This window comes from Pseudomonas sp. P4_D7, from assembly GCF_056401755.1.
The window spans coordinates 1-13,223 of sequence record NZ_JBFUIR010000074.1; the positions used below are offsets into that span (position 1 = coordinate 1).

The 13,223-nt window shown below is 55.7% G+C and carries 15 protein-coding genes and 1 pseudogene; 5 read left to right on the forward strand and 11 right to left on the reverse strand.

Features of this window, described 5'->3' with window-relative positions:
* The 7 genes and pseudogenes from AC1DVF_RS27185 to AC1DVF_RS27215 form a co-directional block, all read right to left on the reverse strand.
* Positions 1 to 145, reverse strand: a pseudogene (locus tag AC1DVF_RS27185) (DUF6124 family protein); the annotation flags it as partial.
* A 513-nt stretch (positions 146 to 658) separates the two neighbouring features.
* Entirely contained in the window at positions 659 to 1,081 is a 423-nt protein-coding gene (locus tag AC1DVF_RS27190) for a DUF4952 domain-containing protein (RefSeq protein WP_160039611.1), read from the reverse strand.
* The gene (locus tag AC1DVF_RS27195; protein WP_477783447.1) at positions 1,082 to 1,426 is read right to left on the reverse strand and encodes a hypothetical protein; all 345 of its coding nucleotides are present in this window, start codon (positions 1,424 to 1,426) and stop codon (positions 1,082 to 1,084) included. It abuts the gene before it with no gap.
* 332 nt (positions 1,427 to 1,758) lie between these two features.
* Positions 1,759 to 2,118, reverse strand: a complete 360-nt coding sequence (locus tag AC1DVF_RS27200) for a DUF6124 family protein (protein WP_477783448.1) — start codon at positions 2,116 to 2,118, stop codon at positions 1,759 to 1,761.
* Between the two features lie 495 nt (positions 2,119 to 2,613).
* Positions 2,614 to 3,378, reverse strand: a complete 765-nt coding sequence (locus tag AC1DVF_RS27205) for a hypothetical protein (RefSeq protein ID WP_477783449.1) — start codon at positions 3,376 to 3,378, stop codon at positions 2,614 to 2,616.
* A 71-nt stretch (positions 3,379 to 3,449) separates the two neighbouring features.
* A complete protein-coding gene (locus AC1DVF_RS27210) occupies positions 3,450 to 4,883 on the reverse strand; it encodes an SMODS domain-containing nucleotidyltransferase (protein ID WP_477783450.1) in 1,434 nt (477 codons plus the stop codon).
* A gap of 299 nt (positions 4,884 to 5,182) precedes the next feature.
* Positions 5,183 to 5,614, reverse strand: coding sequence for a type II secretion system protein N (locus AC1DVF_RS27215; protein WP_477783451.1), 432 nt, complete (start codon positions 5,612 to 5,614; stop codon positions 5,183 to 5,185).
* 120 nt (positions 5,615 to 5,734) lie between these two features.
* Here AC1DVF_RS27215 and gspH point away from each other — a divergent pair, with 120 nt between their 5' ends.
* Positions 5,735 to 6,181, forward strand: a complete 447-nt coding sequence (gspH, locus tag AC1DVF_RS27220; RefSeq protein ID WP_007913940.1) for a type II secretion system minor pseudopilin GspH — start codon at positions 5,735 to 5,737, stop codon at positions 6,179 to 6,181.
* Positions 6,178 to 6,786: a prepilin-type N-terminal cleavage/methylation domain-containing protein gene (locus AC1DVF_RS27225; protein WP_122843706.1), complete on the forward strand. Its 609-nt coding sequence runs from the start codon at positions 6,178 to 6,180 to the stop codon at positions 6,784 to 6,786. The genes gspH and AC1DVF_RS27225 overlap by 4 nt, the downstream gene beginning before the upstream one ends.
* 770 nt (positions 6,787 to 7,556) lie before the next feature.
* Here the strand turns inward: AC1DVF_RS27225 and AC1DVF_RS27230 are convergent.
* The 3 genes from AC1DVF_RS27230 to AC1DVF_RS27240 are packed head-to-tail and all read right to left on the reverse strand — an operon-like array spanning position 7,557 to position 9,740.
* Positions 7,557 to 8,495, reverse strand: a complete 939-nt coding sequence (locus tag AC1DVF_RS27230) for a FecR family protein (RefSeq protein WP_477783452.1) — start codon at positions 8,493 to 8,495, stop codon at positions 7,557 to 7,559.
* Positions 8,496 to 8,526: 31 nt separating this feature from the next.
* Positions 8,527 to 9,078, reverse strand: a complete 552-nt coding sequence (locus AC1DVF_RS27235; protein WP_007913935.1) for an RNA polymerase sigma factor — start codon at positions 9,076 to 9,078, stop codon at positions 8,527 to 8,529.
* Positions 9,075 to 9,740 carry a secretin and TonB N-terminal domain-containing protein gene (locus AC1DVF_RS27240; protein WP_477783455.1) on the reverse strand — a complete coding sequence of 222 codons (666 nt, stop codon included), beginning with the start codon at positions 9,738 to 9,740 and terminating at the stop codon, positions 9,075 to 9,077. Before AC1DVF_RS27240 ends, AC1DVF_RS27235 begins: the two co-directional genes overlap by 4 nt.
* 207 nt (positions 9,741 to 9,947) lie before the next feature.
* On the opposite strand from AC1DVF_RS27240, the gene AC1DVF_RS27245 reads away from it, so the two are divergent.
* Positions 9,948 to 10,262 (forward strand): hypothetical protein, encoded by a 315-nt coding sequence (locus tag AC1DVF_RS27245; protein ID WP_477783453.1) that lies wholly within the window; start codon positions 9,948 to 9,950, stop codon positions 10,260 to 10,262.
* A 315-nt stretch (positions 10,263 to 10,577) separates the two neighbouring features.
* On the opposite strand, the gene AC1DVF_RS27250 is transcribed toward AC1DVF_RS27245, so the two are convergent.
* Positions 10,578 to 11,018, reverse strand: a complete 441-nt coding sequence (locus tag AC1DVF_RS27250) for a carboxymuconolactone decarboxylase family protein (protein WP_008087990.1) — start codon at positions 11,016 to 11,018, stop codon at positions 10,578 to 10,580.
* Between the two features lie 311 nt (positions 11,019 to 11,329).
* Here AC1DVF_RS27250 and pdxR point away from each other — a divergent pair, with 311 nt between their 5' ends.
* The gene (gene pdxR / locus AC1DVF_RS27255; RefSeq protein WP_477783454.1) at positions 11,330 to 12,763 is read left to right on the forward strand and encodes a MocR-like pyridoxine biosynthesis transcription factor PdxR; all 1,434 of its coding nucleotides are present in this window, start codon (positions 11,330 to 11,332) and stop codon (positions 12,761 to 12,763) included.
* Between the two features lie 123 nt (positions 12,764 to 12,886).
* A complete protein-coding gene (locus AC1DVF_RS27260; protein ID WP_093437926.1) occupies positions 12,887 to 13,180 on the forward strand; it encodes a putative quinol monooxygenase in 294 nt (97 codons plus the stop codon).
* The last annotated feature ends 43 nt before the right edge of the window (positions 13,181 to 13,223 follow it).

The window sequence follows — 13,223 nt, forward strand, 5'->3', positions numbered from 1 at the left end:
TTTTACGTGGGGGCGGCGTGGAACCGGGCGGACAGAGGTAATGGTCGAGCGCGCGGTCGGCGGCTTCGTGGAGTTTTCTGGAATCGATGGATTCGTAGGGGGAAACCGAGGCGGTTTCGGGCGGGTTGGGTGTTGGTTTGATCATGGTGAAGCTCCATATTTATACCTGGTGAAACCACCAACACCTGTCGCTAAACAAGTAAGGGTGGCAGCTGTACGCGGGTTAGCGAACCGAGAGGTATAAGACCCGGCAGACCCGAAGGTCTCCCACGCACAGCCACCATATCGTCGTCGCAAACGTCTGCGACAAACTGGAGCGTCGTTGTACTTATACCTGGTCGGGTCGCTAAACCCGGTCGCTGGGTTGCCAGCGACCCATAGACGATATAGACCAGGTACAAAGCCCACAAGCCGGCGGATTCTGGCGTAGCTGTAGGCAAAGGCGCAAGTGTGTGTAGCCTGAGAGAGTGTCTGGAGATGTCTTTTTAAACGTTGGTGTTTATCGAATGCCAATTGCTGACTGGGGTACAGCCGATCGGCCGAACTTGCTTTCGCAGCCTTAGATTTCCCGAGTGTTCAGACATAAGGAACCGTCAACATGTACCCACCGACACATCACCTGAGGTAAGCATCGGTGCTGTCCGTTTACTAAGTGTGCTCAGATCTCTTCGGTATTGATTGATACAGTGATGTTGAAGAATTTTATTTCTGACCACGAATTACGTTTGTTCACCGGCGTCTCCTCGGAGCCCATGCCGAGCAGATACCATCGCTGTGTTTTTTTATCGCGATAAGAATAAAATGTTGAGTCCCAGCCGCAGCAGATAAACCGGAGCATCGGAAGGTTGAAAGTCTGGTTCATGTATTTTTCCGCCTCAAGGGCGTCTGAGCCTTTTACGCGGTACCGAGCAATGAGAGGCTTTCCCTGCTCATCATTGTTTTGAGTGCATTCCACGTACTCTACAAAATCAGGTTTGTCGCTTAGTTTTGCCAGAAAATCATCGCATCGAGGCTTAGCCATCGCGCAGCTGGCAAGCATTGATAAACTTATCAAAAAAAGTAAGGAGATTAGTCTGTTCATTTATTTTTCCACGATAAGTTTGCCAATGTATTTCCCTTTACCTTCTTTCATGCGCTTATCAATTAAGTAGTCGTAAATATCATTCCACTTCAGTAATTCGTAAAAGGTCACGCAGCCTTCTGATAAATGACCGATGTGAATATACCGACTGCTATTCCCTGTTGTGCCTTCAACCTCAATCGGGAACCAGACGTCATTGCAGCGTACTCTTCCTGGGTGTGCGGCCTTGTAACCGGCTGTAGAAATATTGGTACCAATGATGATGGTGCCCGATCCACCCACGACTACGTTCCCATGGCTCCCTAAACTTCCAGTAACGACCGCCGGCATGCCATTGATCAGCACGCTGGTAACGCCGTTCTCTGATAACCGGACCTTCGCAAGGTTTCTCTTATACCCCCGAATATCTAATCCGCTCGACACGTCGAACCCATCGCCCGTGAGGGTGATGGTCGATCACCTCCCTCCTTAAATAGATTCGCCGCCGATTTCTCGGGCACGAACCATTCAATGACACAACGGTGTAGCCAACGAGCTCCCACAGGTTTCAGCGTCGAACACAATGTCCGTGACCAACACAAAACCCTGTGGGAGCCAGCCTGAACTGGCGATAGCGGACTATCAGGCACAAGAAACGGCACATGTGCTATTGCCATCGCTGCCAGCCCTACTCCGCATCAACCCGGCAATTGCAAATTATCCAACGCCCGATTCACCGCCAACTCTCCGAGCATGATCAACTGCGCAATCCCCAACAACGCCCGACGCTGCGATGCCGGCAACAGGCTGGCGACGTTCTGGGCAATGGTTTGCGCCGAAGCGAGTGTTTCACTGGCATCGATCAGTAGTTCTTCGTTTTTGTTGTCCGCGGTCACGGCATACATCCCGCGGGTTTTGCGTGGCGGCGGCATGGAGCCTGGCGGACAGAGGTAATGGTCGAGGGCGCGGTCTGCGGCTTCGTGGAGTTTTTTGGAATCGATGGATTCGTAGGGGGAAACCGAGGCGGTTTCGGGCGGGTTGGGTGTTGGTTTGATCATGAGTGAATCTCCAAATCATAGAAAAGGAGCCATCATCTTTCGCTACCAAACGAAGGGGTGGTGGCCATACGAAGGTTGGTAGACCGGTGACTTGGAGAACCGGCGCGCCCGAAGACGCCCTGCGCATGGCCACCATAAATACACAGCCCCTAAAAGGCCTGTATCGGGTGACGCTATGCGTCAAGTCTAAGCCGGGCTACCAAACCCGATCGCTGATTCGTCAGCGACCGGACCACAATAGAACCCGCCCTCAAGGCGCACAAGCCGGCGGATTCTGGCGTAGCTGTAGGCAAAGGCGCAAGGATGTGTAGCCTGGGAGAGTGTTTGGAGATGTCTTTTTAAACGTTGGCGTTTATCGGAAGATCCCCTTCCTTCACGTTTCCCTGAATAAATCCGTCCCCTTATCCTAAAAGGAAAGCGGGGGAAAGATATTTTTTGGAATAGATCCCACCCTCATTAACCCCCCTTCGTTTTATGGCCACTTCGAGTGCCATATCAAATATTTAGATCCAGTCTAATACGCTCCCACTCTTCCGAGAGACTGTGATTCATTTTCATGAACGTCGACGAAGGAAATGTTATTGCTGCATTAGACTTAGATGTCTCATAAAACGAGCAAAGATCCATCGCCATTGCATTAAACGAGGTATCTGAAGCACAAGAGGTAAACAGATTACGCGTACGATCATAAGTATCTTCGCATCGACTCCTTAGCCATTCAAGTCGGATATATTTCGCAATAACTTGCTCGCTGAATACAGCTTGCGAGACCGCTAGTATCAATCCAAAATCCGCGCTCCTCCAATAAATACAAACAAACCAAGCCATGAAATAGATTACAACCTTAGCCCTTTCAAGTCTCAATATCCGAAGAGCAATACTTTTACTAAACCAGCTATTCTCAAGAATTTGAGCTGCGATGCGACGCACTGGTTCAATCTGGTCATTATTATAATAACCGTCAGTCTTCTCATGAATCAAACTAACATTGTACGCCTTACCGAAGAACTCTCGACGACGGTTATCTTCCGCTCGTGGAAAAAAATAGAGCCTAACACTAACCCCCACAATAAAAATCGACAAAACTGTGACGGCAAAAGCAATCATTATTACGCCGTACAAATCTGGAAATCTCTCTTTAGTTACAAAAATTGATGCGATCGATATCACCGCACCAAAATAAAATAGGCCGTTGGCAATATTTTCCGCACGCTCAAGAGCATTATAATAATTAACACGAATGGGATCACTACGAGACATCTTACCCTCCAAATTAATATTTCTATGCAGCGCACACTATTAAGAGCAACCGATGAAATTAAGTTTGGATCTCACTCAATTGTCACATAAAAAATTTCGCTCCTTCCAACCAAGGAATCATCGAGTTTTCTGACTAAAAAGGCCTCTACCATGTGCACGCCCCGATATGAAAGTTGTTCGGTTCGAACTGCATGCGTAACAGAGTCATAAAATTCGCCGCGCAAAGCGTTGTTTCGAGTTGCGACCGCATCGGTATTCGTAACTCGCCACATGACTTCATAGTCTCTCGGGAATGGCAAACCATTACCGCTAAATGCGCAAAACTCTAGCCATCTTCCTGGAGAAAGTGCGTCTAGGCTTGTGACTTCTCGAAGCCTTGGAGAGTCTTTATGCGTACGCAAAAAAGCACGAACTTGGACTGACAGTTGGCTTCCAGCAGATCGCCATCTCGGTTTGTGCATATGAGGAAGGCTACTAAATCCAGATGGCAATGCTGACTTACCCAAAGCTTTAACACGCTCAACCAAGTCAATGAACATGCTACTTGCCATGGAAAAACTTTCGTTCGCAGCTCTGCTAATTTGACTTGCCTTCTCTATCACCTCCGTTCTTGCGAAGTCATTACCAAACACCAAACGCCAGGCACTTATACTCTCGCCACGATCGTCTTCGTCGTACGCTTCATCAATCCATTTTCGATATTTATTGATTTTATTTCTGAAATTTTCATATTTTACGTCATCCCAGGCATTACTTTGGACTTCCGTAAAAAGGACAGGATTTCTCACCATTGGTTTGGTAGGATTTGCCTGTAGCCAATCGTCGAGTCTTCCCATTAGAATTTTTAGTGCGGTAGGGACGTCAGGAAATGTTTCCTTCAATAAATCGCCATCTGTCACCTGCATACCAATCAACGTAGTCAATAAGAAGGATGGACAAGTAAAATTACCTTTGATGTCCCTCATATATTTGACTAAACGAGTCACCTTCACAAGGTTGTTTTTTGTGGTTTCTCTATTCTTCTCATGCAACCAAGTTGTATAATCTTTAGGATTTGACTCTTCAAACTCATTTGAAATACGATTGCACACTTCATAAGTATCGGTATAAATCCGTTCTTTTATACAGGGAGCAATATCAATTTTGCGCTCCCCTGCATATTCAATAGTTACACAATGCGAGAAACGCCGAAGCTTTTCTTGGTAAATACCGCTCCCACTAAATACATTGTGGAGCTTATTAATGTAGTCTTTCGGTTCCCACCCATCGACAGGGTCGATATATACCAATAGGTCGGCATCAAATGGATAGTCAGGGAGCGGCTTGATAATTGTTTTGTGCGCCCAAGATCCTTGGGCAGAAAAATCAAGAATCGTTGGTTCCCAATCGGAGTTCTGAATGAACGCCTTCAGCGAATCGATGCTATTTTCAAGCTTGTCGAAGCGATCTTTATTTAGGTTGACTGTGTCAGTCAAAAACTCATCAAATAATGATATCAACTTCATTCAATTAGATCCCTCTATACTGTTTGAGCTAAAAAGTACTTTGACTCACCTTTCTTTAGAATTCGTCAGAGATTCGCAGTACCTGGCTCGATGCTAGCCTTTTGGCATCGCTTCGTCCATCATCAAATTTGAACCTATTATAGATATGGGGAAAGTTTTTTGGCGAATAGGGGGCTGCCATAAATGGCTGCTATAAGCTAAATATCGACTACAAAAATTCTTGGACCTTCAAGTATTTTCTTGTGCCGAGGCACTTAGCCGTCCCAACGAACGGCGATTTGACAGTGTTTATCTTCAACTCACGGCCTCACCAACCTAGGCAACACCACCCCCTCCACCAACCTCTCCACCCCCAACCGCACCCTCTCCCCACCCTGCTCAATTACCACCCCATCCCCCTCCACCGCCACCAACTTCACCCCAGGCCCCACCTTCTCCCCCTGCAAAAAACTCATCGGCGGCCCATTATTCAAACTCAGTATCGCCACCGCCCCCCGACTCCCCGCCATCACCCCGCTCACCTTGATGTCCACCGGCGCCGTTTGATTGGAAAACCACTGCAACGCCGGGCTATCACTTCTTGCCGCCAACAACTGCGGGGCCGCTGCCGGGGTGTGTGATTCGGCGGAGGTCAGCAGCAGCGACGACCATGTCGCTACGCCGACCAGCGCGGCGAGCAGTGCGAGGGCCTGGACCATTTGGGGTGGGGAAAAGCGTGCGGTGAAGGTCATGGGTTGAATCTCCTTTTTATCCCTGCTGTCAGCCTACGCGGCAATTCTCTCCGTTTTATTTCACACGCCTTACATGTTGGCCGTGCACGATGGCGCAGGACGCAAAGGAGCGCGCGCGCGATGAACAGGCAACAGGGTTTTACGCTGATCGAGTTGATGGTGGTGCTGGTGATCATCGGCATCGCCAGTGCGGCGATCAGCCTGAGTATCAAGCCCGATCCGTTGCAGTTGCTGCGCAAGGATGCCGAGCGTGTGGCGCAGTTGCTGCAGGTGGCGCAGGCGGAGGCGCGCGCGGATGGCCGGCCGATTGTGTGGGTGAGTGATGCCAAGGGGTTTCGGTTTAGTCGGCGCAGTGACAGTGGCAAGGGGTTTGATCATTTCGCGCAGGATCCGCAGTTGCGGCCGCGTGCCTGGCAGAGTCCGAAGATGGAGGTGCGGGTGGAGCCGAAACAGAAGGTTGTGCTGAACGCTGAGTGGATCAATCCGCCGCTGCAATTGACGTTGTCGGATGGGTTGAATCGCTTGAGTGTGCTGCGTGATGGCAGTGGAAGGATCAGCCTGCAATGAAGCGCCAGCAAGGGTTTACGTTGATTGAGGTGATGGTCGCGATTCTGTTGATGGCGGTGGTGAGTCTGATTGCCTGGCGGGGGCTGGACAGCGTGACGCGGGCGGACAGTCATTTGCAGGCGAGCAGTGAGCAGAGTGACGGTTTGTTGCGGGCGTTGAATCAGTTGCAGCGGGATGTGGAGATGCGCGCGGGGATTGAGTTGACCGAGCCGAAGAAGGTTGGCGTGGATGATGAGCCGCCGAGCGCCCCGCCCGCTCTGACTGTGCGCAGTAGCGACAGTAAGGGTTTTCGGCTGGATATTATTCGGACGGCGGCGGACCAGCCGGGGGCGTTGCAGCGGGTGCGGTGGTGGGTCAAGGGCGACACGTTGTATCGGGCGGTGGCTGAGGCGCGGAGTCGGTATCCGTTGCCGGCGCCTGGGAATGGGGTTGCTGTTTTGCAGGATGTGAGTGATGTGCAGGTGCGGGTTTGGGAGGTGGATAAGGGCTGGCGGCAGTTGAGTGGGAATCGGCGGGAGGATCCGTTGGGGTTGGAGATTCGGTTGAGTCGGGGGACGGCGCAGGGGGTGGAGAAGTATCGGCAGGTGATTGGGCCGTTGGAGTGATTTGCTGGCCATGAATTAAATGTGGGTGGGGATTGCTCGCGGGCGTGGTGGGTCAGTCAACATGGTTGTTACTGATGGATCGCTTTCGCGAGCAGGCTCGCTCCCACAATTGGATTGGGGGTAGTCAGTTTGAGGTTGGTTGGCTGTCAGGACGTCTTCGCGAGCAAGCTCGCTCCCACAGTGGGATTGGGGGTGGGCAGTTGGGGATTGGTTGGCTGGTAGGTCGTCATCGCGAGCAGGCTCACTCCTACAGTGGGATTGGGTGGAGTCAGTTGGGGATTGCTTGGATGTGAGGCCGTCTTCGCGAGCAAGCTCGCTCCCACAGTGGGATTGGGTGGAGTCAGTTGGGGATTGGTTGGCTGGTGGGCCGCCTTCGCGAGCAGGCTCGCTCCCACAGTTTTTAATCTGCGTACAGCCCCAGCGGCAAAGCCGCCCCACTCAACAGGATGAGCGTTAGCTCGGCTGCAGCTTTTGATCTTGATCCACGGGCGACGTCGGAAGGCTGAGTGGAGGGATTCATCCGGGGGTGGGAGCGCAGCGACCGTTTGGCGCAGCCAAATGCATCGAGAGGAGGTGCAGCGAAGCAAACCGTAGGCGATGCGCCCGGATGGATCCCGGAGCGAAGGAACCCCGAGCCTCAGCGAGCGGGCCGCACGTAGGAGCAAGCGTTTTTGGTTACTTTTGAGGCGTTTGTCAAAAGTGACCCGCCGTAAGGGCGGAACCCTAAGCAGCCGTTACCGCAGCAACGGATATGTACACGATCAAACCCACTAGCTCAAAACGACGACGCCGCCGGGCAGCTCAGTGCATTTGACGCCATAAGCATCGCGAATCAGCAGCGCAACGCCGGCGAGCTGATCAAGACTGAAGCGCGCCTGGACGCGGCGTTGGCCGAGTTCGCGGTTGAGCAACAGCAACATGCCGGGGCGGTAGCGGTTGATTTCGTCGATCATCTGGCTGAGGGTCGCGCCGTTGAAGACCAGCACTTGTTTGCGCCAGTTCATCACGACGGCTGTGTCGACACTCTGCACACTGCCAACCTGCCGCGCGTCATAGGTCACCTGCTGCCCCGGTTCAAGACGCAGGCTACGCCCCTCAACATCCACTTCAACCGCGCCATCAAGGCAAGTCACACAAACTTGCTGATCGGTATTACGCAAGTTGAACCGCCCCTGACTCGCACGCAACCACCCTCCCCCAGCCTGCATCGCCAACGGCAACCGCGCGGTCTGCACTTCAACTTCACCACTGACCAGTTCAAACCCCTGCACACCGTCAGACACCGCACGCTGATTAATCCGCGTCTGAGTGTTCAGCTCCAGGCTCACACCCTGCACAGGTTCAAAACGCCGCTGCTGGCCAACTTCAGTGATGTAGTCAGCGCCCAGCCCTTCAAAACCACCAGGAATCGTCCCGCGCACCAGCAAAAACGCCGCCGACGCAGCAATCGCCCCACCGAGAAACGCACGACGACCAAACCCACGCGGCGCCTGCATTTGCTCCACGGCCGGTTGCAGGTTGTGCCACAACCGCTTGGCCTCTTCGAACGCGCGGGCATGCTCGGCGCTCTGCGCGCACCATTCGCGCAGGGCGCGGGCATCGGCCACGGTGGCGCGTCCGGAGGTCAGCAGGACCAGCCAGTCGCGGGCTTCGCTGTGCAAATTGTCGACCGCCGATGGCTCGGCAGGTGTCAGTCGAAAGATGTTCAAACGCGCAGATTCTCAACGAATTGATCGGGCACTATTCAGAAGACGGTTTTCCGGCCCCGCGACCGAACCGCTGAAACACTTTTCTTTCCAGCTTCGCAGCGCAGAAGCCCAACGCGGCTTTGATTTCCTTCTCGACCATGCGCGTGGAAATGCCGAAACGCTGCGAGATTTCCAGGTGCGGCGCCTCTTCCAGACGCGCCGCGATAAAGATCTTCCGGCGCCGTGCGGGCAGCTCGTACAACGCACTGAGCAGCGACTGGATTTCCTTCTGCCCACCCACTACTCGCGCCGGATCGAGGGCTTCGTCGCCGATTTGCAGCAGCTCCTCGACTTCCTCGCCGGTGAGCAGGCGCGCATCGGCCTGGCGGCGGTCGGCGGCGATGTTCAGGGCCATGCGATAGAGGTAGGCATTGGGCCGCAGGACGTTCGGCGGCGTCTCCATGCGGTCGACGCGCAGGTAGGTTTCGTGCAGCACGTCGTTGGCCAGATCTTCCGAACCGAGACGCCTGCGCAGGCGCACCCGAAAGTCCTCGTAGGACGTCAGGAACAGTTGGACCATCGAACCTTGTCCGGTGTCTTTCATCCCCCGGAAACTCCTTCCCATTTGGTGCATTCCATGCGTTTCCCTGACGACTCCGGTAACAACAGCAACGTGACCGGCTGACGCAAGGCGCTGGGCGTCGGCCGGTCGATTTTGAGGTTGCGAAAACTTTCCACCAGCGCGTTGTCGCGCCGTACATCTCCGGTCGAAGTGACCAACCGGTTGTGTTGCACCAAGCCGTCGCGGCCGACCCACACCTGCAACACCGCGCGATAACTGCCCGGACGGGTCAGCGGCGAGCGACACAGGTTGCGCTCGATCGCTGCCTGCACCGCTGTCGCGTAACTGCGGTTGACCGCGACGCTTTCCGGCGTCTGTTTTTGCGGCGGCGCCGGCACGTCTTCGACCTGCGCCACTTGCAAGGTAAACGCATCGTCGCGGGCGTAACGCGCCATCAACCCAGTGCCGCCGAGCAATCGACGCAGGGCATCGGCGGCGGTGTATTCACCGTCCACCGCCAACGAACGTCGACCGCGACTCAACTGACTGTCGACCAGCACCGCAACGCCAGTGGCATGGCTGTACTGATCCAGCGCGTGCGCCAGATCCTGTGCCGGAATGTGCAGCGTCATGCGCAGGTCCGCCGGCACCGCGTCAGCCATGGCGTGGCCCGCCGCACAGCCAAGCAGCCACCCCAGACACATCCGGCGCACAAGCCTCGTTGAACGCTGAAAACCGTCCGTGGAATTGCCTCGCTGCACGGCTGACGAATCCTTGGAAATCGTCATCCTGAGGGCTGTTTATGAATCTGGTGTGACGGGCGGTGCAAAAAAACCATCACGGGAATTGCGCAAGGCTTGCACTAGACTCAAGCCATAGCGCGGCCCCTTTGGGCCGGCCAGGAGGCGAGCATGAAAACACTGTGGCGATTGAGCCTTGGCGGGCTGTTGTTGATGGCGCTGTCGAGCGCTTATGCCGAGGAACCCTTGGGCTGTGTCGAGGTGACGGTCGGCGGTTACAAGGCGCCGAATTACGATTGTCTGAGCCAGCAGATGGGCAACAACCCGGAAGGCGCGGCGGCGGCGGAAAAGAATCGGGAGGCGCTGAATGTGCCGGTGAACAAACGTCCGCCGAATCAGGTCGGGCTGGCGACGCCGGCGGCGACCAGTACGCGGATGGGCAATACCTTTGGCACCTCAGTGAAACCGCAACGCCCACCGCAATGACACCCCACTGATCGTTCCCACGCTCCGCGTGGGAACGATCCTGTGGTGTTCAGTCGCTTACCGATCGTTCCTACGCTCCGCGTGGGAATGCAGCCCAGGACGCTCTGCGTCCCATCCAGAGCCGAACGCAGAGCGTCCGTTGAGGCATTCCCACGCAGAGCGTGGGAACGATCCTGCGGTGTTAAGTCGCTTACCGATCGTTCCTACGCTCCGCGTGGGAATGCAGCCCGGGACGCTCTGCGTCCCATCCGGAGCCGAACGCAGAGCGTCCGTTGGGGCATTCCCACGCAGAGCGTGGGAATGATCAGGGCAGGCTCAGTCGCTGGGGGTTTGGCGGAAGCTCACCGCGAGGCGATTCCAGCTGTTAATGGTGGTCACGGCCATGGTCAGGTCGACCAGTTCGCCTTCGCTGAATTGCTCGCGCGCTTGCTGATACACCTCATCGGGCACCCGGCTCTCCGCTAACAACGTCACCGCCTCCGCCCAAGCCAACGCCGCACGCTCACGCGGGTTGAAGAAATTGCTGTCGCGCCACACCGCAATCGCATACAAACGCCGATCACTCTCCCCGGCCCTCCGCGCATCCACCGAGTGCATATCGGTGCAGAACGCGCAGCCATTGAGCTGCGAGGCACGGATCCTGATCAGTTGCAGCAGCGGCTGCTCGATACTGAGGTTGGCGGTCAGCGCCTCCATGGCAATCATCGCTTTCATCGCTTTGGGCGAAGCGTTGTAGTAATCCAGGCGCGGGGACATGGGCAGGTCTCGGTAGACGGAATAATGAGTTCACCGTAAACGCCGACAGCCATGCATTACAGCCCCAATTTGTCGAATTGTGGGTACACCACTGAATCGCGGATATACACGATACCTGTGGGAGCGAGCTTGCTCGCGAAAGCGCCAATCCAGACACCCTATTTGGCGACTGACACACCGCATTCGCGAGCAAGCTCGCTCCCACAGGGGATCTAGGCCAATTTCGGGTTTTTCGGGTAGGCAACTATTGTCGATCCCGCAACAGCGGTAATCTGGCAGGCACGCCAATTACCCCCAGGAGCCTCGTCGGTATGGAACTTCATGTCGTGATCAACGGCCGCAAGGATCTTGCCGGTCAGTTGTATCAGCAACTGCGCGGGGCCATTGAATCCGGGCGTCTGGCCGCCGGCACGCAGTTGCCACCCAGCCGTCTGCTCGCCGAGCAACTGGGGATTTCGCGCAAGACCATTTCCGACACCTACGCGCAACTGACCTACGAAAACTTTCTCACCGGGGTGATCGGCAAAGGCACCTACGTCAACGCGCGTCCGGCGCAGATCCAGCGCAAACAGAGCCACACCGAACTGGCCGGCGCCGAGGTGATCGAGAGCTGGCGCAATCTGCCGGTGTTTCTGCGTCACCCGACGCTGGAAGGTTCGCTGCGCTATGACTTTATCGGCGGCGCCACCAGCAAGGGCCAGTTCCCGCAGGATGACTGGCGCCGCTGCGTGTCTCACGCGATGCGGCAGATGGCGCAGTCCAAGGGTTTCTATAGCCTGCCCGAGGGCTTGCCGGCGCTGCGCAATGCGATTGCCCGGCACATCGCGTTTTCTCGCGGGATCAACTGTCAGGACGAAGACATCGTCGTGTGCAATGGCGCGCAACAGGCGCTGGACCTGATCACCCGCGTATTGATCAGCCCCGGCAGTCTTGTAGCCATGGAAGATCCCGGTTATCCGCCGGCACGTTTGCTGTTCGCCACCCATGGCGCCGAGGTGGTCGGGATTCCGGTGGATGCCGAGGGCATTCAGGTCGAACACATTCCCGAGGGCACGCGCCTTATCTATGTCACGCCGTCGCACCAGTTCCCGCTGGGCATGCCGATGAGTCAGGTGCGCCGTGAAGCCTTGCTGGCTCGCGCGCATGAGTTGGGCGCGATCATCATCGAGGACGACTATGACAGTGAGTTTCGCTATGAAGGCCGACCCACTGATTCGCTGTTCAACCTCGACCAGCGCGGCATCGTCGCTTACGTCGGCACCTTCTCGAAAACCCTGCTGCCGGAGCTGCGCCTGGGTTATGCGATCCTGCCGCCAGCGATCCTCGAGGCGGTGATCCGCGCCAAGCAACTCACCGACCTGCACGCCTCGACCTTGCCGCAGTGGGCGCTGGCCAAGTTCATCGCCGAGGGTTGCCTGCTCAAGCACATCCGCCGCTGCCACACCATTTATGCGCAACGCCGCGAGCGCATTCTGGCGCGCATGGCCGACGATCTTTCGCCGTGGCTGCAGGCGGTGCCGCCGAGTGCAGGGTTCCACATGACGGTGTTCTGCAAGGTGCCGATCGACCTGTCGCTGGTGATCGAACTGGCGAAAAAGGTCGAAGTCGGCCTGTATGCGATCAACGGTTTCTATTACCAGCAAACGCCGAAAAACGGCCTGTACTTCGGCTTCGGCGCCATCGAAACGCTCGATATCGATACCGCGCTGGATCGTCTGCGCGACATTCTGCAACAAGTTGCCTGAATGATTGGTCTGGGCGATTAACCGCCGATTGGTTATTGGTGATCGACAGGTGCAGGCCTATTCTGCACAGGCGTTATCCCTCAATGAGCAGGATTCGTCCGGCCTGATTCAGGAGTGTGAGCAATGTCCAACGAAGTGATCAATACCGTGCAGGTGCAGGCTGCGGCCGGCCGCTCGGATGAACTGGGCAGGCAACTGCAGAAGATCGTCGAAACCCTGCGCGAAACGCCGGGCTGCGATTCCTACCTGGTCGACCGCTGCCCCGAGGACGGCCACCGCTGGACGGTCAGTGCCCGCTGGCAGTCGGAAGCGGCGATGCAGGCGCATTTCAACCGGCCCGAGGCGCAGGGGTTTATTGACCTGATCGATAGTCGGTTGGCCAATAGCGTCGACTTCAATAGCTTCCCTATCGTCTGATCTGGCCCCTTCGCGAGCAAGCTCGCTCCCACAGGGTTATTGG

What these genes read in the sequence shown, in the direction of transcription:
- AC1DVF_RS27190 (WP_160039611.1), bottom strand. Translation starts at nt 1,081, where the DNA reads ATGAACAGACTAATCTCCTTACTTTTTTTGATAAGTTTATCAATGCTT.
- AC1DVF_RS27200 (WP_477783448.1), bottom strand. Translation starts at nt 2,118, where the DNA reads ATGATCAAACCAACACCCAACCCGCCCGAAACCGCCTCGGTTTCCCCC.
- AC1DVF_RS27205 (WP_477783449.1), bottom strand. Translation starts at nt 3,378, where the DNA reads ATGTCTCGTAGTGATCCCATTCGTGTTAATTATTATAATGCTCTTGAG.
- AC1DVF_RS27210 (WP_477783450.1), bottom strand. Translation starts at nt 4,883, where the DNA reads ATGAAGTTGATATCATTATTTGATGAGTTTTTGACTGACACAGTCAAC.
- AC1DVF_RS27215 (WP_477783451.1), bottom strand. Translation starts at nt 5,614, where the DNA reads ATGACCTTCACCGCACGCTTTTCCCCACCCCAAATGGTCCAGGCCCTC.
- gspH (WP_007913940.1), top strand. Translation starts at nt 5,735, where the DNA reads ATGAACAGGCAACAGGGTTTTACGCTGATCGAGTTGATGGTGGTGCTG.
- AC1DVF_RS27225 (WP_122843706.1), top strand. Translation starts at nt 6,178, where the DNA reads ATGAAGCGCCAGCAAGGGTTTACGTTGATTGAGGTGATGGTCGCGATT.
- AC1DVF_RS27235 (WP_007913935.1), bottom strand. Translation starts at nt 9,078, where the DNA reads ATGAAAGACACCGGACAAGGTTCGATGGTCCAACTGTTCCTGACGTCC.
- AC1DVF_RS27240 (WP_477783455.1), bottom strand. Translation starts at nt 9,740, where the DNA reads ATGTGTCTGGGGTGGCTGCTTGGCTGTGCGGCGGGCCACGCCATGGCT.
- AC1DVF_RS27245 (WP_477783453.1), top strand. Translation starts at nt 9,948, where the DNA reads ATGAAAACACTGTGGCGATTGAGCCTTGGCGGGCTGTTGTTGATGGCG.
- AC1DVF_RS27250 (WP_008087990.1), bottom strand. Translation starts at nt 11,018, where the DNA reads ATGTCCCCGCGCCTGGATTACTACAACGCTTCGCCCAAAGCGATGAAA.
- pdxR (WP_477783454.1), top strand. Translation starts at nt 11,330, where the DNA reads ATGGAACTTCATGTCGTGATCAACGGCCGCAAGGATCTTGCCGGTCAG.
- AC1DVF_RS27260 (WP_093437926.1), top strand. Translation starts at nt 12,887, where the DNA reads ATGTCCAACGAAGTGATCAATACCGTGCAGGTGCAGGCTGCGGCCGGC.